The sequence below is a fragment of the Pseudacidovorax sp. DMC4 genome (assembly GCF_056314265.1).
Genome location: NZ_JBQUYR010000017.1, coordinates 119,713 through 142,050 on the forward strand (window position 1 = coordinate 119,713; position 22,338 = coordinate 142,050).

Consider the following 22,338-nt stretch of genomic DNA (forward strand, 5'->3'; position numbering starts at 1 on the left):
AGGGTTCGCATCATCTTCGCGCGGCGAGCGGCCGCGCGTCAGGCTCCAAGGACATTCATGAGCAAACTGGTCTCCCAACTCAATCCCAGATCCGAGGCCTTCCAGGCCAACGCCGCCGCCATGCGCGCGCTGGTGGACGACCTGCGCGCCCAGTTCGCGCGGGTGGAGCAGGGCGGCGGCGAGGCCGCGCGCGCCAAGCACACGGCCCGCGGCAAGTTGCTGCCGCGCGACCGGGTGCAGCAACTGCTGGACCCGGGCTCGCCCTTCCTGGAGATCGCGCCGCTGGCCGCGCACGCCATGTACAACGGCGACGCGCCGGGCGCCGGCCTCATCGCCGGCATCGGCCGCGTCAGTGGCGTGGACTGCATGGTGGTGTGCAACGACGCCACCGTGAAGGGCGGCACCTACTATCCGATGACGGTCAAGAAGCACCTGCGCGCGCAGGAGATCGCGGCGCAGAACCGGCTGCCCTGCATCTATCTCGTCGACAGCGGCGGCGCCAATCTGCCGAACCAGGACGAGGTCTTCCCCGACCGCGACCACTTCGGACGCATCTTCTTCAACCAGGCCAACATGAGCGCCGACGGCATCGCGCAGATCGCGGTGGTGATGGGCTCGTGCACCGCGGGCGGCGCCTATGTGCCGGCCATGAGCGACGAGTCGATCATCGTGAAGGAACAGGGCACCATCTTCCTGGGCGGTCCGCCGCTGGTGAAGGCGGCCACCGGCGAGGTGGTGTCGGCGGAGGACCTGGGCGGTGGCGACGTGCACACTCGGCTGTCGGGCGTGGCCGACCACCTGGCGCAGAACGACCTGCATGCGCTGGCGCTGGCGCGGGAGGCGGTGAGGAACCTGAATGTTCCCCAGTCCGTTCGCACTGAGCCCGTCGAAGTGCCGGCCCCGGCTTCGACGGGCTCAGCCCGAACGGGTGGGGGAAGGCCGGCGTTCGAAGAGCCAGCGTTCCCGCCGGAAGACCTCTACGGCGTCATCCCCACCGACACCCGCAAACCCTTCGACGTGCGCGAGATCATTGCCCGCATCGTCGACGGCAGCGAGTTCCACGAGTTCAAGGCCCGCTTCGGCACCACGCTGGTCTGCGGCTTCGCGGCCATCGAGGGCATGCCGGTGGGCATCGTGGCCAACAACGGCATCCTGTTCTCGGAGTCGGCGCAGAAGGGCGCGCACTTCATCGAGCTGTGCGGTCAGCGCAAGATCCCACTCATCTTCCTGCAGAACATCACCGGCTTCATGGTGGGCCGCAAGTACGAGAACGAGGGCATCGCCCGCCATGGCGCCAAGATGGTGACGGCCGTGGCTACGGTCAACGTGCCCAAGTTCACCATCATCATCGGTGGCAGCTTCGGGGCCGGCAACTACGGCATGTGCGGCCGGGCATACTCGCCGCGCTTCCTCTGGATGTGGCCCAACGCCCGCATCAGCGTGATGGGCGGCGAGCAGGCGGCCAGCGTGCTGGCCACCGTCAAGCGCGACGGCATCGAGGCCCGCGGCGGTCAGTGGAGCAAGGACGAGGAAGAAGCCTTCAAGGCCCCCATCCGCCAGCAGTACGAGGACCAGGGCCATCCCTACTACGCCACGGCGCGCCTGTGGGACGACGGCATCATCGACCCTGCCGACACCCGCCGCGTGCTGGCGCTCGGCCTGGCCGCCGCGCGGCATGCGCCCATTCCGGAGCCGAAGTTCGGCGTGTTCCGCATGTGATAAGTGATGTGTATGATTTTCCGTTTTCATACACATAGGGGGTGCCATGCGGACCAATATCGTGATCGACGACGCGCTGATGGAGGCCGCCATGCGGGCCGGCGGCTTCAAGACCAAGAAGGAAGCGGTGGAAGAGGGCCTTCGGTTGCTGGCCCGGCGCGGGGCCTACCAGAAGCTGCTGGCATTGCGAGGCAAGCTGCAATGGATGGGCGACGAGAGCATCGACTGGACGCGCCTGCCGGCCGAGCCGCAGGCCGTCCAGGAGCCGGCGCCTGCGCCGTACGTGTCGAAGAGGCGCTCGCGGCCATGATGACGGTCGATTCCAGTGTCTGGATTGACTTCTTCCGCAATCGGGAGACGTCTCAGACCTCGGCCCTGCGGCAGTTGATGGAGGGCAACGAAGACCAATTGGTCTTGCTGGATCTGGTTCTGATGGAAGTGCTGCGCGGCTTTGCGCACGACCGGGAGTGGCGCCTTGCACGCGAAGCCTTGGCGGCCTTGCCTGTCGCCACGGCTGGCGGCGAAGCCGTCGCCCTGCGAGCCGCCGACATCTACCGCCAGCAGCGCCGGCGCGGCATCACCGTCCGCAGCCCCATCGACCTGATGGTCGCCGCCTGGTGCGTGGAGCATGGCTGTGCGCTCCTGCACGGCGACCGCGATTTCGACGGCATCGACGGCCTGAACGGCTGGAAGGACTGAGGTCATGCATCCACGTCACCGCCATCCGTCTCGCACCAGCCGCCCGCCGGTTGGGCGCGGCCCTGTGTGGCGGGCGTTGTTGCGGACGATTGCCAGTGCTCTCCGGCGCGCATGGCTGGCCCTGCCGCTGGCGGCGTTCCTCATTCCTGCGCATGCGACGTTGCGCGAGACCCAGCTCGACCTACCCGTCACCGTGCAGGACATGCAGGGCCGACGCGTCGCCCAGACCATCCGCGTCACCGTGTTCGACGATGACGCCAACCCGCACCCCGCCCCAGTGCTGGTGCTCAACCACGGCCGTGCGGTCGATGCGGCCGGCCGCGCGGCGCTGGGCCGCGCGCGCTATCACGAGGCTTCCCGCTTCTTCGTGCGGCATGGCTTCATCGTGGCCGTACCCACGCGCGTGGGCTACGGTGTGAGCGGCGGGCCGGACGTGGAGGACAGCGGCGCCTGCCAGCGGCGTGACTATCCCGCGGGCTATGGCGCCGCGGCCGACCAGGCGCTCGCGGCATTGGCCGCCGTGCGCGCGATGCCCGGCGCCGACCCGGCGCGCGCCGTCATCGTCGGCCAGTCCTACGGAGGCGCGACCGCCATCGCCGCCGCCGCCCGCGCCACACCCGGCGTCGTGGGTGCGATCAACTTCGCCGGCGGTGGGGGTGGCAACCCGCGCACCCATGCCGGCCAGCCCTGTTCGCCGCAGCAGATGGGCGAGCTCTTCGCCAGCTACGGCCGCAGCGTGCGCATTCCCACGCTGTGGCTGTATGCCGAGAACGACCAGTACTTCGGCGCCGACTGGCCACGGCAGTGGTTCTCGGCCTTCCGCGCCGCGGGCGGCAATGGCGAGCTCGTGCAGTTCCCGCCGCAGGGCGAGGACGGTCACAGCACCTTCACCCGAGCACCGCAGGCCTGGCAGCCGGTGGTGTCCGGCTTTCTGCAGCGGTTGGGTTTTCCGGCACTGCGCGACTGAACCCTTCGACCAACCGAGACACGCCATGACCGACTTCACCACGCTCGAACTGCACATCGACGGCCCGGTGGCCCGCATCTGGCTCAACCGGCCCGAGATGCGCAACGCCATCGACGACGTGTTCATCCGCGAGCTGGCCGAGGCCTTCACGCAGGCCCAGGCCGCCGATGGCGTGCGGGCCGTGGTGCTGGGCGGGCGCGGCCCGGCCTTCTGCGCCGGCGCCAACCTCAACTGGATGAAGCGCGCCGCCAGCTTCACGCCCGAGCAGAACCTGCAGGACGCCGCCGGCCTGCCGCGCATGCTGCGCACCCTGGCCGACAGCCGCCTGCCCGTGATCGCGCGCATCCAGGGCGACGTATACGCGGGCGGCATGGGCCTGGTGTCGGTGTGCGACGTGGCCATCAGCGCCGACAGCGCCCACTACTGCCTCAGCGAGGTCAAGATCGGCCTCATCCCCGCCACCATCAGCCCCTATGTGATCCGCGCGATGGGCGCACGCGCGGCGCAGCGCTACTTCCTCACGGCCGAGCGCTTCACCGCGGCCGAGGCCCATCGCGTCGGCCTCGTGCACGAGGTGGTGCCCGCCGATGTGCTGGACGCCAGGGTGGACGAGGTGCTCAAGAACATCCTGGCTGCTGCACCCGGCGCGGTGGCCGAATCCAAGCGCCTGCTGCGCGACGTGACCGGCCGGCCCATCGACGAAGATCTGGCCGCCGAGACGGTGCGCCGCATCGCCGCCCTGCGCGCCAGCGAAGAAGGCCAGGAAGGCCTGCGCGCCTTCCTGGAAAAGCGCAAGCCGGCCTGGACGCAGGCGCGCTGATCGGCCCCCGATGGACGGCCTGGACTTTCCCCAACTGCTCGCGCTGGCCGCCGCCCTCGGCTGGGCCAGCGGCGTGCGCCTGTACCTCGCGGTGCTGCTGGTCGGCCTGGCCGGCTGGCTGGGCTGGGTGCCGTTGCCCACGGGGCTGCAGGCGCTGTCGCATCCAGTGGTGCTGATCGTCAGCGGTTTCCTGGTCTTCGTCGAATTCTTCGCCGACAAGATCCCGGGCCTGGATTCGCTGTGGGACATGGTCCACACGGTGATCCGAATCCCGGCCGGCGCCGCGCTCGCGGCCTCGGTGTTCGGCGCCGATCATGCGGCCATGGCCGTGGTGGCGGCGCTGGTGGGCGGCGGCTTCGCGGCCACGGCCCATGCGGCCAAGGCCACCACGCGCGCGGCCATCAACACCTCGCCCGAGCCCTTCACCAACGTGGGCGCCTCGCTGGCCGAGGACTCGCTGGTGCCCGCGGGCCTGTGGCTGGCGCTGGCGCATCCGCTGGTCTTCCTGGTGGCGCTGGCGCTGGTGCTCGTCCTCAGCGTGTGGCTGATCCGCAAGAGCTGGCGCTTCCTGCGGGCGCTCGTCGGCCGCCTCACGCGCATCTTCAGCGGCCGGCCCGACCCGGGTGTCGCGCCTGCCTTTTCCCGCGCTGGCCGCGGCAACAAATCGTCCGGAGACCTGCCCCATGTTCAAGAAGATCCTCATCGCTAACCGTGGCGAGATCGCCTGCCGGGTGGCGGCGACTGCACGCCGCCTTGGCGTGCGCACCGTGGCCGTCTATTCCGACGCCGACGCGCAGGCCAACCATGTGCGCGCCTGCGACGAGGCCGTGACCTTGGGCGGCAACGCACCCAAGGAAAGCTACCTGCGCTGGGAGCGCATCCTCGAAGCCGCCCGCGCCACAGGCGCCGAGGCCATCCATCCCGGCTACGGTTTCCTGTCCGAGAACGAGGACTTCGCCCGCGCCTGCGCCGAGGCCGGCATGGTCTTCATCGGCCCGCCGCCCTCGGCGATCCAGGCCATGGGCCTGAAGGCCGAGTCCAAGCGGCTGATGGAGAAGGCCGGCGTACCGCTGGTGCCCGGCTACCACGGCGCCGACCAGGACCCGGCCCTGCTGCAGCGCGAGGCCGATCGCATCGGCTACCCGGTGCTCATCAAGGCCAGCGCCGGCGGTGGTGGCAAGGGCATGCGCATCGTCGAGAAGAGCGAGGACTTCGCCGCCGCCCTGGCCAGCTGCCAGCGCGAGGCCATCAACAGCTTCGGCGACGACGCCGTGCTGATCGAAAAGTACGTGCAGCGCCCGCGGCACATCGAGATCCAGGTCTTCGGCGACACGCAGGGCCACTATGTGCACCTGTTCGAACGCGACTGCTCGGTGCAGCGCCGCCACCAGAAGGTGCTGGAAGAGGCGCCCGCGCCTGGCATGCCGCCCGCGCTGCGCCAGCGCATGGGCCAGGCCGCCGTCGATGCCGCGCGCGCCGTGGACTATGTGGGCGCCGGCACGGTCGAGTTCATCGTCGAGCAGACCGGCGGTTACGACGCGCCCGAGGCCATGACCTTCTACTTCATGGAGATGAACACGCGGCTGCAGGTGGAGCATCCGGTGACCGAGGCCATCACCGGCCTCGACCTCGTGGAATGGCAACTGCGCGTGGCCAGCGGCGAGCCGCTGCCCCTGGCGCAGGACGACCTGCGCATCCACGGCCACGCCATCGAGGCGCGCATCTGCGCCGAGAACCCGGACAAGGGCTTCCTGCCCGCGACCGGCCCGCTGACGGTCTACCGCAAGCCCGCCGCCGCGGCCTTCGCGCGGGCGGATGTGCGCATCGACGACGGCGTGCGCGAGGGCGGCGAGATATCGCCGTATTACGACTCCATGATCGCCAAGCTGATCGTGCATGGCGACACGCGCGAGCAGGCGCTGGCCCGGCTCGACGCCGCGCTGGCGCAGGTGCAGATCGTGGGTGTGGCGACCAATGTGCAGTTCCTGCGCGGCGTGCTGGCCACCGAGTCCTTCTCGAAGGCGCGGCTGGACACGGCGCTGATCGAGCGCGAGCGGGCGCAGCTCTTCGACCGCGATCCCCTGGGCCTGCCGCTGCTGGCGGCGGGCGTCGTGGCCCGCCAGTTGGCGGACGAGGCTGCGCAGGCTGCAGGCGGCCCCTTCGGCCGTGCCGACGGCTGGCGCGGCCTGGGCCTCGCCACACGCACCTTCGCCTTCGACTTCAACGGCCAGGGCGCCACGGCGCTGCTGCGCTACGGCCCGGGTGCCACGCGGCACCTCAGCGTGGGCGAGGGCGAATCGCAGGTCGCGGGCGACCTGGCCTGGACGCTGCTGCCCGACGGCCGCCTGTCGCTGGACTTCGCCGGCCGCCGCGAGGTGTTGGCCGTGCATCGTCACCAGGACCAATGGCATGTGTTCGGCCAGGCGGGAGCCGGCCGCATCGATGCCGTCGACCGTCTCGCCCATGCCGGCGACACCCAGGCCGAAGGCGGGCGCCTGACGGCACCGATGCCCGGCAAGGTGGTGTCCTTCGCCGTCAAGGCGGGCGACACCGTGAGCAAGGGCCAGCCGCTGGCGGTGATGGAGGCCATGAAGATGGAGCACACCATCGCCGCGCCGGCCGACGGCACCGTGGCCGAGCTGCTGTTCGCGCCCGGCGACCAGGTCACCGAAGGGGCAGAGCTCCTGCGTCTGGCCGCGTAGCATCGCGGGCTGTCTTCCACAGCCTTCTTGCACGCCCTCATGCGCATCGCCCTCTGCCTGACCGACACCAAATCCGCCCCATGGATCGAGGGCCTGCACGCCGCCCTGCCGGATGCCGAGATCGTCGACTGGACGCCCGGCAGCCCGCAGGCCGACTACGCGGTGGTGTGGGCACCGCCGCAGCAGATGGTGGACGAGCAGCCGGGCCTGAAGGCCATGTTCAACATCGGCGCGGGTGTGGACGCGATCACGAAGCTCAGCCTGCCACCCCACCTGAAGATCGTGCGGCTGGACGATGCCGGCATGTCGGTGCAGATGGCCGAGTACGTGTGCCATGCGCTGATCCGTCACTTCCGCGAGTTCGACGTCTACGAGGCCGAGGCGCGGCAGGGCCGCTGGGTCTACCGCAAGCCGCTGGCCCGTGCCGACTTTCCGGTCGGCATCATGGGCCTGGGTGTGCTGGGCGAACGCGTGGTGCGAGCGGTGCAGCAGTTCGAGTTTCCGGTGCTGGGCTGGAGCCGCACGCCCAAGTCCATCGAGGGCGTGCGCACCTTCGCGGGCGAGGCGCGCCTGGGCGACTTTCTGGTCAATACGCGGGTGCTGGTCAACCTGCTGCCGCTGACCGATGCCACCCGCGGCATCCTCAACCGCACCACGCTGTCGGCGCTCAAGCCCGGCGGCTACCTGATCCACATCGCGCGCGGCGGCCATCTGGTGGAAGAGGACCTGATCCCGCTGCTCGACAGCGGCAAGCTGGCTGGTGCCACGCTGGACGTGTTCCAGCAGGAGCCGCTGCCCGCCGACCATGCCTTCTGGCGGCATCCGAAGATCACCGTCACGCCGCACGGTTCGGCGCGCACGCTGCGCAGCGAGTCCATCGCACAGATCGCCGGCAAGATCCGCGCGCTGCAGGCCGGCCAGCCCATCGCGGGCGTGGTCGATCCGCAGCGCGGCTACTGAGCACTGGCGCGCGCGGGCCGCAGCCGGCCTGCGGCGGCGCGTGCTCAGCGCACCGTCAGGCTCACCGGCTTGGCGACGATCACATAGCTGTAGGTGCCGTCACCCATCTTGTGGCGGTAGCCGGGCAGCACGACGGCGGTGCCGGCCGCGGTGAAGCGCAGGTCGCCTTCCGCGCTCTGCACGAAGGGGGCCGTGCCGTCGATCACGGCCATCACGTTGCTCTGCGCGGCAATGCTGCCGCCCACCTGCGTGGTCAGCGTCACGGGCAGGGTCACCGGCGTGTTCAGCCCCACGGTGGCCGTGGCGGCCGTGCCGATCTCCACCGGGAAGTCCTTCGCCCAGAGGGCGTAGTCGGTGGTGATGCCGTGCGTGCCATAGCTGTAGAAGCGATGGAACGCCGCCTGGTCGTTGATGGTCCAGGGCCAGAAGGTGATGCCGCGGTGCTTGCCGGCTTCCATCGTGGCCTGGCTCAGCCCGCCGTAGGCCGGGTTGTAGGTGGACGAGTAGGGCTGCACGGCCGCCAGGATGTTGCGCACCGCCACCTGCGGATCGCTGACGTCGGCATTGCTGTTGAGGAAGCCCGTCGAGAGTTCGGGCAGCGTCTGGCCCGCACGGTTGAGCTGGTCGCCCAGGAAGGAGATGGCCACCGCCTGATCGCGCGTGCCGGCCGCGTCCAGCTCGTTCTTGAGTTGTGCCACCAGGCCGGTGTTGCTGCTCTTGAGCTCGATGAAGTGCGTGATCGGCTGGCCCTTGAAGGCGCTGAAATATTCCTGCAGCGTCGGCACCTCGCGGTTGCCCACCTTCGTGCGCAGCTGCTTGACCTGTGCCAGCGTCATCGACTCGATGCGGCCGGTGCCGTTGGTGGTCCGGTCCACCGTGTCGTCATGCATGATGACCAGGTGCTTGTCGCTGGTGAGGTAGATGTCGTTCTCCACCACGTCGGCACCGGCCGCCACGGCGGCCTGCGCGCTGGCCAGCGTGTTCTCGTCGCCCGTGCCCTGCGGCATGCCGCGGTGGCCGATCACCAGGGGCTTGCGCAGCAGCGTGTTGGCGGGCAGCTTGCGCATCACGCGGGCGAAGACGGCGCCGTCGCTGGCGAGCACGCCGTTCACGCCGGTGGTCAGCACCTGGGCGGCCTCGGTCGGCGTGCTGGCGCTGCTGGCGGCCCAGGCCGTGATCAGCAGGCGCTGCAGCTGGGCCACGGTGGCGCGCTGCGTCATCGCGGGCGGCAGCACGGCGATCTTGGCGCGGGCCTTGTTGGTGGCGCTCACCACCTGCATCACGCTCTGCGTGCTGGCGTCGAGCAGGCCGGAACCCGAGAAGTCCACCGCCGCGCGCACCATCGGCATCAGCGTGCGTGCGCGGGCGAGCAGGCTCACCTGGTCGGACAGCAGGGTCACGTCGCTCAGGTCGTTCTCCTGGGCGTAGCGGGCCAGGGCGTCGACCGTGGCGTCGTCGGCCACGCGCAGCACCGGGGCCGTGGTGCGGTTGCGGTCGGCCAGGTACTGGGCCAGGCTGCCCAGGCTTTCGCCACTGGCGCTGCGCAGGCTCAGCGTGCCGTCGATGCGGAACAGCGCATGGCTGGCGCCGGTGGCGGCCAGGTTGGTGCTGGCGGCCATGGGCTGCACCAGGGTCGGTGCCATGGCCGCTGCCGTGCCCGTGTCCTGCAGCGCGGCAGGCGTGGCGATCTCGGGCAGCGGCTTGAGCTGCTCGCTCACCTTGATGCTGTCCACCCGCATCAGCAGGCCGGCCGTCTGCAGGCCGATGCCGCCCTTGGCGGGCGCGGCGGCGTCCAGCGTGACGTCGTGCATCAGCACGTTGTCCAGGTACTGGCGTGCGCGGTTGCCGTGCACGATCACCGTGGCGGTGTAGGTCTTTGCGCTGTCGATGGCCGAGCCGAAGGCCTTGGTGGACTGCACCGTCCACGCGCCCGCCTTGCGCAGCGCGAACTCGGTGCCGTTGCTGGCGGTGGCGTTCTGGCGGATCGCGAACTGGTGGTAGGGCTCGTAGGCCGGCGTGGCCGTGGCGGCCGAGCTTCGGTACATCACGCTGCCCCAGCGCGCATTGTTGTTGGCGGCCTCGAAGGTGAAGACCACGTCGATGCGGTAGTCGGACATCTCGGCCAGTGCCGCGGGCAGGGCCACGCCCGTCATGGCGAAGCTGTCGGCCCGGCCGTCGATGTAGAGGCTGCCGTCGCGCACGCTCACCGTGCCCTTGTTGGCCGCCGGCCGTGCCCAGCTGGCGGGCAGGTCGCTCAGCCCGGTGAAGCTTTCCTCCAGCAGCACCTTGGCGGTGGGTTCGGGTTCCGGGGCGGGACTGGGCGCAGGGGCCGTGCCGGGCGCGGGCGCTGGGGATGTGCCCGGTACCGGGCTGGGCGCTGGCGCAGGAGCGGGCGACGGGGCGGGTGCGGTGCCCGTGCCGAGGCCCGTTCCGGGCACGAAGGTGGCGCCGCCACCTCCACCCCCGCCGCAGGCGGCCAAGGCCAGGCTCATGGCGATCGCGGCTGCGATGCGTGTCTGTTGCATGAAGAAACTCCGACTCTGTTTTTTAATGGAGGCCGCAATCTAGGCAGCCCCCGTGACGTCGGTATGTCGTGTGCGATCCGCGCGTCGCGCGCGGGACCTGGATGCGTGCACTTGCACGCGCTCCCTCTGCCTCTCGCTTTCCTTTTTTCGGAGACCCCATGAACCTTCCTTCCCGCGTCCGCATCGTCGACGTCGGCCCGCGCGACGGGCTTCAGAACGAAAAGCAGCCCGTGCCTGCCGAGGTCAAGGTCGAGCTGGTCCATCGTCTGCAGGCCGCCGGCCTGGCAGAGATCGAGGTCACCAGCTTCGTCAGTCCCAAGTGGGTGCCGCAGATGGCCGACAACGCGCAGGTGATGCACGGCATCCGCCGCCAGCCGGGCGTGCGCTATTCGGTGCTCACGCCCAACATGAAGGGACTGGAAGCCGCGCTGGCCGCGCCGCGCGAGGAATGGCCCGACGAGATCGTCGTCTTCGGTGCCGCCAGCGAGGCCTTCAGCCAGAAGAACATCAACTGCTCCATCGCCGAGAGCATCGAGCGCTTCGCGCCGGTGGTCGCGGCCGCCAAGGCCCAGGGCATCGCGGTGCGCGGCGCCATGAGCTGCACCGTGGGCTGCCCCTACGAAGGCGACATCGCCCCCGAGAAGGTGGGCTACCTGGCCGGGCTGATGAAGGGCATCGGTGTCGCGCGCGTGGACGTGGCCGACACCATCGGCGTCGGCACGCCGCGCAAGGTGCAGGCGGCGCTGGAGGCCACGCTGGCGCACTTTGCCGTCGATGCCGTGTCGGGCCACTTCCACGACACCTACGGCCAGGCTTTGTCGAACACGCTGGCGGCGCTGGAGCTGGGCGTGTGGAACCACCAGTCCTCCATCGCCGGCCTGGGCGGCTGTCCCTATGCCAAGGGCGCGACGGGCAATGTGGCGACGGAGGACGTCGTTTACATGCTGCACGGCATGGGCATCGACACCGGCATCGACCTCGATGCGCTGATCGACGCCGGCGTGTTCATCAGCCAGGCCCTGGGCCGTGAGCCGAACTCGCGCGTCTCCAAGGCCATCCGCGCCAAGAGGGCCGGCTGATGGCGCTCGGCGACGACCTGCCCGCGCTGCCGGCCATCCGTCTCGGGCGTTACCGGCACTACAAGGGCCTGGAGTACGAGGTGCTTGGCGTGGTGCGCCACAGCGAGACGCTGGCGCCCATGGTGCTCTACAAGCCGCTGTACGACGACCGCGGCCTGTGGGTGCGGCCCTTCGGCATGTTCGAGGAAAGCATCGTGCATGAGGGGCACGCGCAGCCGCGCTTCGCCTTCATCGGCTGAGGCCTTGCGCCCGCGCCGACAATCGCTGCCATCTATGTGCGGTTCCGAACTCCATTCCCTTCCCGACGGCGTGCAGCGCGTGGCGCGCCACCTTCTCGATGCCGGTCATCCGCATGCGCCGCGCATGCTCGATGACGCCTGCCGCACGGCGCAGGAGGCGGCCGATGTGCTCGGCGTGGCCGTGGGCCAGATCGCCAAGAGCATCATCTTCCGCCGCAAGGCCGACGACGTGGCGGTGCTGGTCGTCACCTCGGGCGACCGGCGCGTGGACGAGAAGAAGGTCGACGCCCTGGTGGGCAAGACCGGCCGAGCCGACGCCGACTTCGTCAAGTCGCGCACGGGCTTCTCCATCGGCGGCGTCTCGCCGGTCGGCCATGTGACGAAGCCGGTGGTGCTGATCGATGCGGAGCTGTTCCGCTTCGAGACCGTGTGGGCGGCAGCCGGCCATCCGCATGCGGTGTTTCCGCTGCGTCCGCAGGACCTGCCGGCCCTCACCGGCGGCGCGCCGGTGGCGGACGTGGTGCAGGCGGTGGCGGCATGAGCGGGCCGGGCCGCTCCCAAGCGCGAGTCCCGGAGCGCCTTGCGCGGAGGGTAGTCCAGTGAGTGCGCCCGACGTCGACACGGCACGCAGCCCGCTGGCCGCCCGCGCCGCGCTGATGCGCGAGGCCGTGCGGCAGGGCCTGGAGCCGGTGCCCTCGCCCTGCGTCAATGTCTGCCGCATGTCCGCGGCCACCGGTCTGTGCGAAGGATGCTTCCGCACCATCGAGGAGATCCGGCACTGGAGCCGCACGCCCGATGCGGGCCGCCTGGCCGTGTGGGATCGGGTGCTGGCCCGCAGCGCCATTGCACCCGCGCCGCAGCCCGGCTGAGCGCGCTGGGCACCAGGACGAACAACAAGGAGACCTCTGCCATGAAGCACATCGACTTCTACCTGGACTTCATCTCGCCCTATGCCTACCTGGCCTTCGAGCACCTGCCCGAGGCCCTGGCTGGCCTGAGCTACAGCGTGGCCTACAAGCCGGTGCTGCTGGGCGCCATCGTGCGCCACCATGGGCACAAGGCGCCGGCCGAGGTGCCGAGCAAGCGGCAGTGGACCTACCGGCACATCCTGTGGCTGGGCCATTCGCTGGGCGTGCCCATCGACATGCCGGCCACCCATCCCTACAACCCGCTGCCACACCTGCGCCTGGCGGTGGCCGCCTCGCGCGGCGGCGAGATCAGCCGGTATCAGGCCGAGCAGCTGTTCCGCGAGGTGTGGCGTGGCGGGCAGGACGCCAGCGATCCGGCGCGATTCGATGCGCTCAAGGCCCGCCTGCAGCCTGCGCGCGATGTGGCCGATGCCGCGGTGAAGGCCGAGCTCAAGGCCAACACCGACGCCGCCATCGCGCAGGGCGCCTTCGGCGTGCCGGCCTTCGTGGTCGATGGCCGGCTGTTCTGGGGCTTCGACAGCCTGCCCATGCTGCGCGCCTACCTGCAGGGCGACGCGTGGTTCGCCGGTCCGCAGTGGGCGGGTGCCGACCAGCGGCCCTCCGCGCTGGTGGGCTGATCGCGCCGGGGCCGCTTCAGAGTGGGCTCTTCGGGGAACCCGACGGCGCGGTCATGAATCCGACCTGCCGTCGCGGCTCAGGGTCTTCCCGATGCAGGCCCGCGCACGGCCCTCATTCCTGCCTGATGAAAACGGCAGCGCGGGTTAGTCCCTAAATCGTCAGAATCGGTTCAGTTTCACGCAAGCCAACGGTCAGTCGCCCCCCAAAGAATCCGCCCACGGTCCCGATCCGGCGGCCGATTCCACAATCAGGAGACAGACACATGGCAGCCACACTGGATTCCCGCGGGGTGCACGCGGCACCCCGGCCGATGTCGCAGGAGGAGAAGAAGGTCATCTTCGCCTCGTCCCTCGGCACCGTGTTCGAGTGGTACGACTTCTACCTGTACGGCTCGCTCGCCGCGATCATCGCCAAGCAGTTCTTCAGCGGCCTGGATGCGGGCGCGGCCTTCATCTTCGCGCTGCTGGCCTTCGCGGCGGGCTTCCTGGTGCGGCCCTTCGGCGCCATCGTGTTCGGCCGCCTGGGCGACATGATCGGCCGCAAGTACACCTTCCTGGTCACCATCCTGATCATGGGCCTGTCGACCTTCATCGTTGGCCTGCTGCCCAGCTACGCCACCATCGGCGTGGCGGCGCCGGTGATCCTGATCGCGCTGCGCATGCTGCAGGGCCTGGCCCTGGGCGGCGAGTACGGCGGCGCTGCCACCTATGTGGCCGAGCATGCGCCGCACGGCAAGCGCGGTGCCTACACGGCGTGGATCCAGACCACGGCCACGCTGGGCCTGTTCCTGTCGCTGCTCATCATCCTGGGCGTGCGCACGGCGGTCGGCGAAGAAGCCTTCCAGACCTGGGCCTGGCGCATTCCCTTCCTGGTGTCCATCCTGCTGCTGGGCATCTCGGTGTGGATCCGCCTGTCGCTGAACGAGTCGCCCGCCTTCCAGAAGATGAAGGCCGAGGGCAAGACCTCGAAGGCGCCGCTCGCCGAGTCCTTCGGCCAGTGGAAGAACCTGAAGATCGTGATCCTGGCGCTGGTCGGCCTGACGGCCGGCCAGGCGGTGGTCTGGTACACGGGCCAGTTCTATGCGCTGTTCTTCCTGACGGCGCAGCTGAAGGTGGATGCCACCACGGCCAACCTGATGATCGCGGCGGCCCTGCTGATCGGCACGCCCTTCTTCATCGTGTTCGGCTCGCTCTCCGACCGCATCGGCCGCAAGCCCATCATCATGGCGGGCTGCCTGCTGGCGGTGGTCACGTACTTCCCGGTCTTCAAGATGCTGACCGAAGCCGCCAACCCCGACCTGGCCCGCGCGCAGGCGAACTCGGCCGTCACCGTCACGGCCGATCCGGCGACCTGCTCCTTCCAGGGCAACCCCGTGGCGCGCGAGATCGACTTCAGGAGCTCCTGCGACATCGCCAAGCGCTACCTGGTGCAGAACTCGGTGAGCTACGAGAACGTGTCGGCGCCCGCCGGCTCGCCCGCGGTGGTGAAGATCGGCGACAAGACCATCACGGCACCGGCCGGCAACGTGGTCAATTCCAAGTTCGACGAGGACTCGGCCAAGTCCATCGCCGCCTTCAAGAAGGAAGTGGGCGACGACCTGAAGTCGGCCGGCTACCCCGCCAAGGCCGACCCGGCCAAGATGAACAAGATCATGATGGTGGTGCTGCTGACCTACCTGGTGATCCTGGTGACCATGGTCTACGGCCCCATCGCCGCCATGCTGGTGGAGCTGTTCCCGACGCGCATCCGCTACACGTCCATGAGCCTGCCGTACCACATCGGCAACGGATGGTTCGGCGGCCTGCTGCCCACCACGGCCTTCGCCATCGTGGCCTCGACCGGCAACATGTACAACGGCCTGTGGTACCCGATCGTCATCGCCGGCATGACGCTGGTGATCGGCACGCTGTTCATCCGCGAGACGAAGGACGTGGATATTTACGCTGGGGATTAAGGGCTACACCCCCCATGCCGCTTACGCGGCTCCCCCCTCCCTGGCGCCTTCGGCTTGGAGGGGGGCGCACCCAGAGGCTTGGCAGAGCCAGTTCCTCGGGTGCCCCGGCTTGGCCTGCTCCGCGGCCATCTGATTCATCCTTTAGGAGACCCTTTTCATGTGGAAGATCGCCATCGGCTTCGTCGTGTTTGCCGCCCTCTCGCTGTTCGTCATCCTGCAGGCCGGCGACAAGGTCGACATGAGTGGCGAGAAGCACGGTGCGGATGCGCAGCACGAGCCTGCCAAGTAAGCGCAGAAGAGGCGCAGCCGGGCCCTTTGGCAGGCACGAACGACAAGGCCCGGCATCGCCGGGCCTTCTTCATGGGCGGGGGGCGCTGCACGGTGTGCGGAGGACCTCCGGCCCACCCATCTCGGCAGGGTGCCGCAGCCGATGGAAGAGGATGATGCCTTCACCCCGCAGACGTAGGTTCCCGAGGTACGCATGCTGTAGGCATTAACCGCAGGCGTTCTCGCAACTGGTCCAGCACCCGCAGGGCGCGCAGTGGCAGCAGATCCAGATGGGCCGCGGGCGCAGGTATTTCTGAGGCTCCGCAACGGCCGCCACAACTGGCATCAAGATGCTGGCCAGGCGGCTAGATAATGTCGGTGGGGTCGTTGTCGGTGTGCCGCTTTTTTCGGAATTCGAGCACGGTAAACGCCTGGTCAAATGGGGGAATCTGATGGCGCGTCAACGGCTTATAGTGAGCCAAGCGTGCCGATCTAGGACGCAGTGCTCCTGACTAGGCGGCGTTAGCTGTCTCTCGAGCACACGTTAGAAACGGAAGCAGCCATGCTATCGCGCGAACTAAAAATCGGAATTATTGGCGGCGTCATATCGTCGGTTCTCGTAATCATCTTTATCCAGCCTTTGCTTGGATTCATATGGAGCGCCGTACTTGCTTTCGGTGAGTCTGTTCAAGCAGGGTATGTCGATGGAATCTATCGAAATGCTGCTGTCGGTGAGCGCAACATGGTGGGGCACCTCTCCCTCCTAGGGGTCACGTTTCTTCTCACCTTTGTTCCCTTGCTTCTCCTTTTGCCTGGCATGGAGAAGCGCGGCGCTGGGACCCGTTTGCCGTTTCCGTTAATTCGCATCCTGCTCGCTGCCGTGTCAGTACTCATACCTCCATTGTTTCTCGTTGCAGCGTCTCTGTTGATAGGCGTTTCCGAGATCAACGCATCCTTCTCGCAGCGACTTACGGTTCTAACTCCGACTATGAATGACCAAGAAGTGAAGGAGTGGCGAGCACGTTGGGCAAAGATGCAAAGTCAGAAGGACTACCGAGAACTGGTAGAAGCAATGGAAAGGCGCGCCAACGAACTTCGTATTGAATTGCCAAAAATAAGAACTCCGTAGCCGTCAATCCGTGCCAGCCGTTTCTAACCCTTCTATCAAGAGGATATGCCCGCAAGCCGGGTCATGCCTCTCATGTTAAACGTTAGGTTTCCCGAAAATGATCGAATCAACTTATGAAGCGGCGTTGAAGAACATGTCGGCGACCGTGCACGCCCTGGCAAAAAGTGTTCCGCCGCCGCAGCGCGTTCCGTTTGCTGACTCGTTTGCCTATCGCTACGTAGAGAGGACAGTGCACCAGGCACTGGTGCAGAAGCTGGCTCGGTATGTGACAACTCTTCGTGGCGCCTGCCTCTTGTTCGAGTACGGCTTTGTGCAAGAGCAGGCTGCGCTGCAGCGTGTACTCGACGAGATTCAAGAGGACATCACGTTCTTGGCCTTTGGCGTCATCTTTGACAAGATGACGCCTCTGCATCAAACGTATCTTGAGGCGTTTTACCGAGAGGAATTTGATCCGCGAACCGGTGAGCCCGGAAATCAGGACCGACCCATGATCCCGCGAAAAAAGATCAGGGCCTACATCGCGCGGTTGGAAGGTTCCAACGCCAATCCAAGTCGGGGTGTTGAGGTCGCTCGCCAAGTTAGCAAAACGTACTCCGGCTACGTCCACGCGGCTTCGCCTCAGATCATGGACATGTTCGGCGGGTCGCCTCCTCGGTTTCACTTGGGAGGCATGAAAGGCACGGAGAGGCACGACGAGCATCGCGAGGACCTCTGGAACTACTTTTACAGGGGCATCTTGGCCTTCGCGTTCGCGGCAAAGGCATTCGGGGCCGACAAGATGTTTGAAGACATCTCCTACTTCTCGGCCAATTTCGCGAAATCTGCTGGACATGACTACGGTGTCAAGACGCGTGGGGAAACCTAACCCTTCGCTCGAGCCGAATCGCGCCGACGTGGCACTTGGCTCGCTTCCCGGAATAGTTCATCATCCGTGTAGCGGGCCAAGCGCAACACCTGCGCTCGCGGCTCAGCTCAAACGTTAGGCCGCACAAAGAATCTGCAACACAAAGAGGGACCGTATGGGAACTGCAATTGTCATCGCTCTGATTACCTTTGTGGGGTTTGCTATCTACTCCGGCATCGCACAAGCCAAAGCATTGGAAGCAGCCAAGCAAGCCTACCTGGAGGCGCTATCAGTCTTGAAATCAAATCCACACGACGCGGATCACAAGCAGAAAACGCTGGCTCTGGGGCGAGCCTACTCAAATCTCACGCGAGACAAAAAGGGCAACACCTTATTTGACGAGGTCGCATTGATGAATGACATCAACGCCGCTTGCGCCGCAGCCGGTACAAGCCAAAAAACTCAGCTCCCGACATCTGTCTCGTCGGAAAGAACGATTGAAGAACGTCTCAGCACGCTCAGCCAGCTAAAGGACAAAGGCGTGATTGAGCAATCGGAGTATGAGAAGCGACGTGCGGAAATTCTGGGAAGCATATGAGGTGTGCTATGCGCGCTGATCATTCCATCGAGGCAACGTGTAACCGCTGGCTTCGCCATCCGCAGCCACAGTTCATGTCAAACGTTGCACCCGCAATAGGGGTCTGAGCCCACGCTGACGTACCGCCCACGCGTCGGCCGCTCAATACGCAGGGGTGCGCAGTCGGCCAGTGGCCAGAAACTCTTCCACATTCGCCAGCACCAGGTCGCCCATGGCACGGCGGGTCTGCGCGGTGGCGCTACCGATGTGCGGCAGCAGCACGACGTTGTCCATCTCCATCAGCGAGCCCGGCACCTCCGGCTCCTGATCGAACACGTCCAGCGCTGCCCCGCCGAGGCGCCCTTGCTGCAGAGCCAGGACCAGCGCGGCTTCGTCGATGACCGAGCCGCGCGCGATGTTGACCACGATGCCCTGCGGGCCCAGCGCATCGAGCACCCGTGCATCGACGAGATGGCGCGTGGCCTCGCCGCCGGCGCAGGCCACGATCAGGAAGTCGGCCCAGCGGGCCAGTTCCACCAGCGAGGGCTCGTGCGTCCAGGCCACGCCCTCGCGCGGCGTGCGCGTGTGGTAGCGGATGTCCATGTCGAAGCCGGCGAAGCGGCGGGCGATGGTCTGGCCGATGCGGCCCAGGCCCAGGATGCCCAGCTTCCGGCCGCTGACGCGCGTGCCCAGGGCGCCGGGCCCGATGCGCGGCCAGTCGCCGCGGCGCACCAGGCGTTCGGCGCGGCCCATGCCGCGGGCGGCGTCGATCAGCAGACCCACGGCCAGATCGGCCACGCAGTCGTTCAGCACGTCGGGGGTGTAGCTCACGGCCACGGCGCGGGCCTTGGCGGCTTCCAGGTCGAGCGCGTCCAGGCCCACGCCCAGGCTGCAGATGGCACGCAGCTTGGGCAGGGCCTCGATCAGCGCGGCGTCGGCGCCATCGGTGGCGGTGGTGACGACCATCTCGATGCGGTCGGCATGCGCGCGGGCGGTGGCCAGCATCTGGTCGCGCGTCGGTGCCGCCACGCAGGCATGGCGGTCCTGAAGCACGGCCTTGAGCGGCGGGGGCAACTGGGCCGACAGCAACAGCACGGGCGCCTCCGGCGATGGGCCGCCGTCGCGTTGCGCTTCCGGGCGAGCGACATCCGCCGTGGAGGGGCCGCCGCTCATGCCTTGGCTCCGCTCGCCGCGGTCAGCGCCGCGAAGTCCACTTCGCGCAGGATGGCCGTGCTCTGCTGCTGCACATGGTCGTCGGCCAGGCTGCGGCGCTTGTAGGCCAGCCAGCGCGGATCGGCCTCCAGCGCGGCGCGGCGCGCATCGCGGTCGGCAAAGTCGCGATAGCGCCAGGCGTGGATCACCTGGTTCTGGTCGCCGATGTCGCTGACGGCATAGAGCGCGGGCTCGCCCAGGTGCTCGACCTGGACGTCGCGGCCTTCGGCGGCATAGCGCGCGACGAAGTCGCGCGTGGTGGCGATTCGCAGGGTGTAGGTACGCAGTTCGATGATCATGGGGCGAAGCAGAAGAAGGCGGTCAGGCGGCGCCGGGCAGGCAGCGTTCGATGAGTTCGTCCAGCGAGGCATCGGCGCGGAAGCCGAGCGAGCGGGCGAGGGCGGTGTCCACGGTCGGCCAGCGGGCGAACTGCGGAATGATGGCCGGGTCGGGCGCGTAGCTGAGGCGCTGCGACACCTTCACGCCAAAGCGCCGCATCAGCGCGGCCACCACCTCGGCCACCGACACATGCAGCGAAGGCAGCGTCCAGGCACGGGTGGCCGGCAGGCGCTCGGCATCGAGGGTGGCGGCATGGATCAGCGCGTCCACGCAGGCGGGCAGCGAGAGCAGCCACAGCGTGCCTTCGGCATCGACAGGCGACTCGTAGCTGCGGCCGGCGGCCAGCTCGCGGATCAGGTCGCTGGCAAAGGCCGACAGCGCACCGTTGGGCAGGCCGGGCCGCGCCACCACGCTAGGCAGGCGCGGCGAGCGGCCGTCGATCCAGCCGCGGCGGCTGTAGTCGGCCAGCAGGATCTCCAGCATGCGCTTGTGGGCGCCATAGGACATCGTGGGCACGATGGGCGTGGCGTCGTCGATGTGCGGCGGCAGCGGCAGGCCGAAGACGCCGATGGAGCTGGTCTGCGCCAGGCGCGCGGCCTTGCCGGTGGCGTCGTGCTGGCGGCGCAGGTCTTCGAAGAGTTCCAGCGTGCCGCGCAGGTTGACGGTGAGGCCCAGCTCGAACTCACGCTCGGCCTGACCACTGGTGATGGCGGCAAGGTGGAAGACCACGTCGGGCGGCTCGGCCAGGGCCTGGGCGCGCACGGCCGCATCGGCGACGGAGCCGCGCAGTTGTGTGAGCTTGGGATGCGCGGGCAGGTCGAGTGCGAGGTCGACGGCGACGAGCTGCGTGAGCGGCAACGCATCGACGCCGGCCAGCAGCCGCCGCACGAGCGCCTGGCCGACGAAGCCGCCGGCACCGGTGACGAGGATACGGGTCATGAGAGCAATCCTTGTTGGCGCAGCGGCGCGGCCCAGGCCAGACCCTCGGCGGCCGTGCTGCGGGGTTTGTATTCGCAGCCCAGCCAGCTGTCGTAGCCGGCGGCGGGCAGGGCGGCGACGGTGGCGAGCAGGCCGTCGCGCGACAGGTCGGGCTCGTGGCGGTCAGGCGCGCCGGCCAGCTGCACATGGCCGATGAAGCCGCGGCAACGCTCCAGCTCCTGAGCCAGGTCCAGGCCTTCCTTCACGCAGTGGTAGAGGTCGAACTGCAGCCGCAGGCGCGGCGAGTCGAAGGCGCGGATCACTTCCAGCGCCTGCTCGGGCAGCCAGTAGAAGTAGCCGGGCATGTCGGCGCGGTTGAGAGGCTCCAGCATCAGCACCAGGTCGTCCGACTCCGCATGCCGCAGGGCCCAGGCCAGGTTCTGGTCCAGCGCCTGGCGGCAGGCCTTGGGATCGTGCGCGCGGCAGTCGCCGGCCATGACGTGGATGCGGCGCGAGCCGGTGGCCTCGGCCACGGCGCGGGCCCGGTCGAAGCAGTCGCGGAACTCGGCCTGGGCGCCCGGGATGGCGGCCCAGCCCAGCCGGCCCGGGCTGTCCGGCCGGATCGGCGTGTTGTGCAGCACGGCGGTCAAGCCATGCGCCTTCAGCGCGTCGGCATACCAGGCCGGCGGCTGCTCGTAGGGCTGCAGCATCTCCGCGCCGGCAAAGCCATCGGCCGCGGCGGCGGCGAAGCGCTGGTCGAGCGGAAGGTGGCCGTAGAGCCACTCCAGGTTGGCGTTCAGTTGCATGAGGCGTGGGTCAGGCAGGAAGCGTGAGAGTTCGAATGGCCTCGCCGCAGGCCCCTGCGGCGCACTCGCGGAACCGTCTTTGCCGGGATGCTTCATTGCTTCCCGGCTTGCGTGAGGAAGGCGGCCAGACGTTGCGGCGTCATCAGCGCCACCACGGCCGACAGCTCGGCCTCGCCCAACCCCATCGCATCCGCCATGCGCAGCACCTGCTGCACGACACCGGTCACCGGCATCGGCGCGCCGCTGTCGCGCGCGACAGCGGCCACGGTGTCGATGTCCTTCAGCATGGTGGCGAGCGCGCCGATGATCTGCGGCTGGGCCTGCGCCATGCGGGGCGCGAAGACCTGCAGCGGCTTGGAGTCTGCCCAGCCGCCCGCCAGCGCCGGCGCCAGCCGTTCGATGGCGATGCCGTTGCGCTCGGCAAAGCCGATGGCCTCGGCCAGCGCCACGACGGCGGTGGCCACCAGCGTCTGGTTGCACAGTTTGGTGGCCTGGCCTGCGCCACTGCTGCCCATGTGCGTGATGTTGCCGGCATAGGCGCGCAGGGCGCCGAAGGCTTCGTCCAGATGCGCGGGTTCGCCCCCGACCATGATGGCCAGCGTGCCCGCCTCCACGCCGCCGATGCCGCCGGAGACCGGCGCGTCCAGCCAGTGCGCGCCGCTGGCGGCCTGCAGTCGGGCGGCGAAGTCGCGGGTGCGCTGCGGATGGATGCTGGAATGGTCGGCCAGCCAACGCAGGCCCCGCACCTGCGCCAGGCCGTCGGCGCCGAAAACCACGGCCTCGACCGCGTCGGCGTCGAACAGGCACATCAGCGCGCCATCGGCACCTTCAGCGGCCTCGGCCGGCGTGGCGGCCACCTGCGCGCCCAGGGCGGCCAGTGGCGCGGCCTTGGCGGGCGAGCGGTTCCACACGCGCACGGTGTGGCCGGCGGCCAGCAGGCGGCGGACCATGGGCGCGCCCATCAGGCCCAGGCCGCAGAAGGCCAGGGTCAGCGGGCGCTGGGTTGCGGGGGCGCTCATCGATCAGCCTTTCGGG

Annotated in this window: 24 protein-coding genes; 18 read left to right on the forward strand and 6 right to left on the reverse strand. The window is 68.4% G+C overall.

Features of this window, described 5'->3' with window-relative positions; genetic code table 11:
* The first annotated feature begins 57 nt into the window (after window positions 1–57).
* From ACT54X_RS25635 to ACT54X_RS25670, 8 genes are all read left to right on the forward strand, one after another.
* Window positions 58–1,719 (forward strand): carboxyl transferase domain-containing protein, encoded by a 1,662-nt coding sequence (locus tag ACT54X_RS25635; protein ID WP_476349398.1) that lies wholly within the window; start codon window positions 58–60, stop codon window positions 1,717–1,719.
* Window positions 1,720–1,765: 46 nt separating this feature from the next.
* Entirely contained in the window at window positions 1,766–2,029 is a 264-nt protein-coding gene (locus tag ACT54X_RS25640) for a type II toxin-antitoxin system VapB family antitoxin (protein WP_476349400.1), read from the forward strand.
* Window positions 2,026–2,418, forward strand: a complete 393-nt coding sequence (gene vapC, locus ACT54X_RS25645) for a type II toxin-antitoxin system VapC family toxin (protein WP_476349402.1) — start codon at window positions 2,026–2,028, stop codon at window positions 2,416–2,418. Before ACT54X_RS25640 ends, vapC begins: the two co-directional genes overlap by 4 nt.
* 160 nt (window positions 2,419–2,578) lie before the next feature.
* Window positions 2,579–3,385 (forward strand): alpha/beta hydrolase family protein, encoded by an 807-nt coding sequence (locus ACT54X_RS25650; RefSeq protein WP_476349404.1) that lies wholly within the window; start codon window positions 2,579–2,581, stop codon window positions 3,383–3,385.
* Window positions 3,386–3,410: 25 nt separating this feature from the next.
* Entirely contained in the window at window positions 3,411–4,205 is a 795-nt protein-coding gene (locus ACT54X_RS25655; RefSeq protein ID WP_476349406.1) for an enoyl-CoA hydratase/isomerase family protein, read from the forward strand.
* Window positions 4,206–4,215: 10 nt separating this feature from the next.
* Entirely contained in the window at window positions 4,216–4,914 is a 699-nt protein-coding gene (locus tag ACT54X_RS25660; protein WP_476349408.1) for a DUF4126 domain-containing protein, read from the forward strand.
* On the forward strand, window positions 4,889–6,907 hold the full coding sequence (locus tag ACT54X_RS25665) for an acetyl/propionyl/methylcrotonyl-CoA carboxylase subunit alpha (RefSeq protein WP_476349410.1): 2,019 nt from the start codon (window positions 4,889–4,891) through the stop codon (window positions 6,905–6,907). Before ACT54X_RS25660 ends, ACT54X_RS25665 begins: the two co-directional genes overlap by 26 nt.
* A 39-nt stretch (window positions 6,908–6,946) precedes the next feature.
* The gene (locus ACT54X_RS25670) at window positions 6,947–7,867 is read left to right on the forward strand and encodes a 2-hydroxyacid dehydrogenase (RefSeq protein ID WP_476349412.1); all 921 of its coding nucleotides are present in this window, start codon (window positions 6,947–6,949) and stop codon (window positions 7,865–7,867) included.
* Window positions 7,868–7,911: 44 nt separating this feature from the next.
* On the opposite strand, the gene ACT54X_RS25675 is transcribed toward ACT54X_RS25670, so the two are convergent.
* On the reverse strand, window positions 7,912–10,392 hold the full coding sequence (locus ACT54X_RS25675) for a glycerophosphodiester phosphodiesterase family protein (RefSeq protein WP_476349414.1): 2,481 nt from the start codon (window positions 10,390–10,392) through the stop codon (window positions 7,912–7,914).
* Between the two features lie 158 nt (window positions 10,393–10,550).
* Here ACT54X_RS25675 and ACT54X_RS25680 point away from each other — a divergent pair, with 158 nt between their 5' ends.
* From ACT54X_RS25680 to ACT54X_RS25725, 10 genes are all read left to right on the forward strand, one after another.
* On the forward strand, window positions 10,551–11,471 hold the full coding sequence (locus ACT54X_RS25680) for a hydroxymethylglutaryl-CoA lyase (RefSeq protein ID WP_354321437.1): 921 nt from the start codon (window positions 10,551–10,553) through the stop codon (window positions 11,469–11,471).
* Window positions 11,471–11,710: a DUF1653 domain-containing protein gene (locus ACT54X_RS25685; RefSeq protein ID WP_017758995.1), complete on the forward strand. Its 240-nt coding sequence runs from the start codon at window positions 11,471–11,473 to the stop codon at window positions 11,708–11,710. The genes ACT54X_RS25680 and ACT54X_RS25685 overlap by 1 nt, the downstream gene beginning before the upstream one ends.
* Before the next feature lie 34 nt (window positions 11,711–11,744).
* On the forward strand, window positions 11,745–12,251 hold the full coding sequence (locus ACT54X_RS25690) for a YbaK/EbsC family protein (RefSeq protein ID WP_234197754.1): 507 nt from the start codon (window positions 11,745–11,747) through the stop codon (window positions 12,249–12,251).
* Between the two features lie 58 nt (window positions 12,252–12,309).
* A complete protein-coding gene (locus ACT54X_RS25695; protein WP_476349417.1) occupies window positions 12,310–12,579 on the forward strand; it encodes a DUF1289 domain-containing protein in 270 nt (89 codons plus the stop codon).
* Between the two features lie 41 nt (window positions 12,580–12,620).
* Window positions 12,621–13,256: a DsbA family protein gene (locus ACT54X_RS25700; protein ID WP_476349419.1), complete on the forward strand. Its 636-nt coding sequence runs from the start codon at window positions 12,621–12,623 to the stop codon at window positions 13,254–13,256.
* 263 nt (window positions 13,257–13,519) lie between these two features.
* Window positions 13,520–15,211: an MFS transporter gene (locus tag ACT54X_RS25705; protein ID WP_476349421.1), complete on the forward strand. Its 1,692-nt coding sequence runs from the start codon at window positions 13,520–13,522 to the stop codon at window positions 15,209–15,211.
* 157 nt (window positions 15,212–15,368) lie between these two features.
* Entirely contained in the window at window positions 15,369–15,500 is a 132-nt protein-coding gene (locus tag ACT54X_RS25710; protein ID WP_354321442.1) for a hypothetical protein, read from the forward strand.
* A 540-nt stretch (window positions 15,501–16,040) separates the two neighbouring features.
* Window positions 16,041–16,607, forward strand: a complete 567-nt coding sequence (locus ACT54X_RS25715) for a hypothetical protein (protein WP_354321443.1) — start codon at window positions 16,041–16,043, stop codon at window positions 16,605–16,607.
* A gap of 97 nt (window positions 16,608–16,704) precedes the next feature.
* Window positions 16,705–17,472, forward strand: a complete 768-nt coding sequence (locus ACT54X_RS25720; protein ID WP_354321444.1) for a hypothetical protein — start codon at window positions 16,705–16,707, stop codon at window positions 17,470–17,472.
* Window positions 17,473–17,626: 154 nt separating this feature from the next.
* Window positions 17,627–18,049, forward strand: coding sequence for an SHOCT domain-containing protein (locus tag ACT54X_RS25725; protein ID WP_476349424.1), 423 nt, complete (start codon window positions 17,627–17,629; stop codon window positions 18,047–18,049).
* Window positions 18,050–18,190: 141 nt separating this feature from the next.
* On the opposite strand, the gene ACT54X_RS25730 is transcribed toward ACT54X_RS25725, so the two are convergent.
* The 5 genes from ACT54X_RS25730 to ACT54X_RS25750 all read right to left on the reverse strand — a co-directional run bounded on the left by ACT54X_RS25730 (window position 18,191) and on the right by ACT54X_RS25750 (window position 22,322).
* The gene (locus ACT54X_RS25730) at window positions 18,191–19,201 is read right to left on the reverse strand and encodes a 2-hydroxyacid dehydrogenase (RefSeq protein ID WP_476349426.1); all 1,011 of its coding nucleotides are present in this window, start codon (window positions 19,199–19,201) and stop codon (window positions 18,191–18,193) included.
* Window positions 19,198–19,539 carry an NIPSNAP family protein gene (locus ACT54X_RS25735; RefSeq protein ID WP_476349428.1) on the reverse strand — a complete coding sequence of 114 codons (342 nt, stop codon included), beginning with the start codon at window positions 19,537–19,539 and terminating at the stop codon, window positions 19,198–19,200. Before ACT54X_RS25735 ends, ACT54X_RS25730 begins: the two co-directional genes overlap by 4 nt.
* A 22-nt stretch (window positions 19,540–19,561) precedes the next feature.
* A complete protein-coding gene (locus ACT54X_RS25740) occupies window positions 19,562–20,518 on the reverse strand; it encodes an NAD-dependent epimerase/dehydratase family protein (protein WP_476349430.1) in 957 nt (318 codons plus the stop codon).
* Entirely contained in the window at window positions 20,515–21,303 is a 789-nt protein-coding gene (locus ACT54X_RS25745; protein WP_476349432.1) for a hydroxypyruvate isomerase family protein, read from the reverse strand. The genes ACT54X_RS25740 and ACT54X_RS25745 overlap by 4 nt, the downstream gene beginning before the upstream one ends.
* Window positions 21,304–21,395: 92 nt before the next feature.
* Window positions 21,396–22,322, reverse strand: a complete 927-nt coding sequence (locus tag ACT54X_RS25750; RefSeq protein ID WP_476349434.1) for an NAD(P)-dependent oxidoreductase — start codon at window positions 22,320–22,322, stop codon at window positions 21,396–21,398.
* Between the last annotated feature and the right edge of the window lie 16 nt (window positions 22,323–22,338).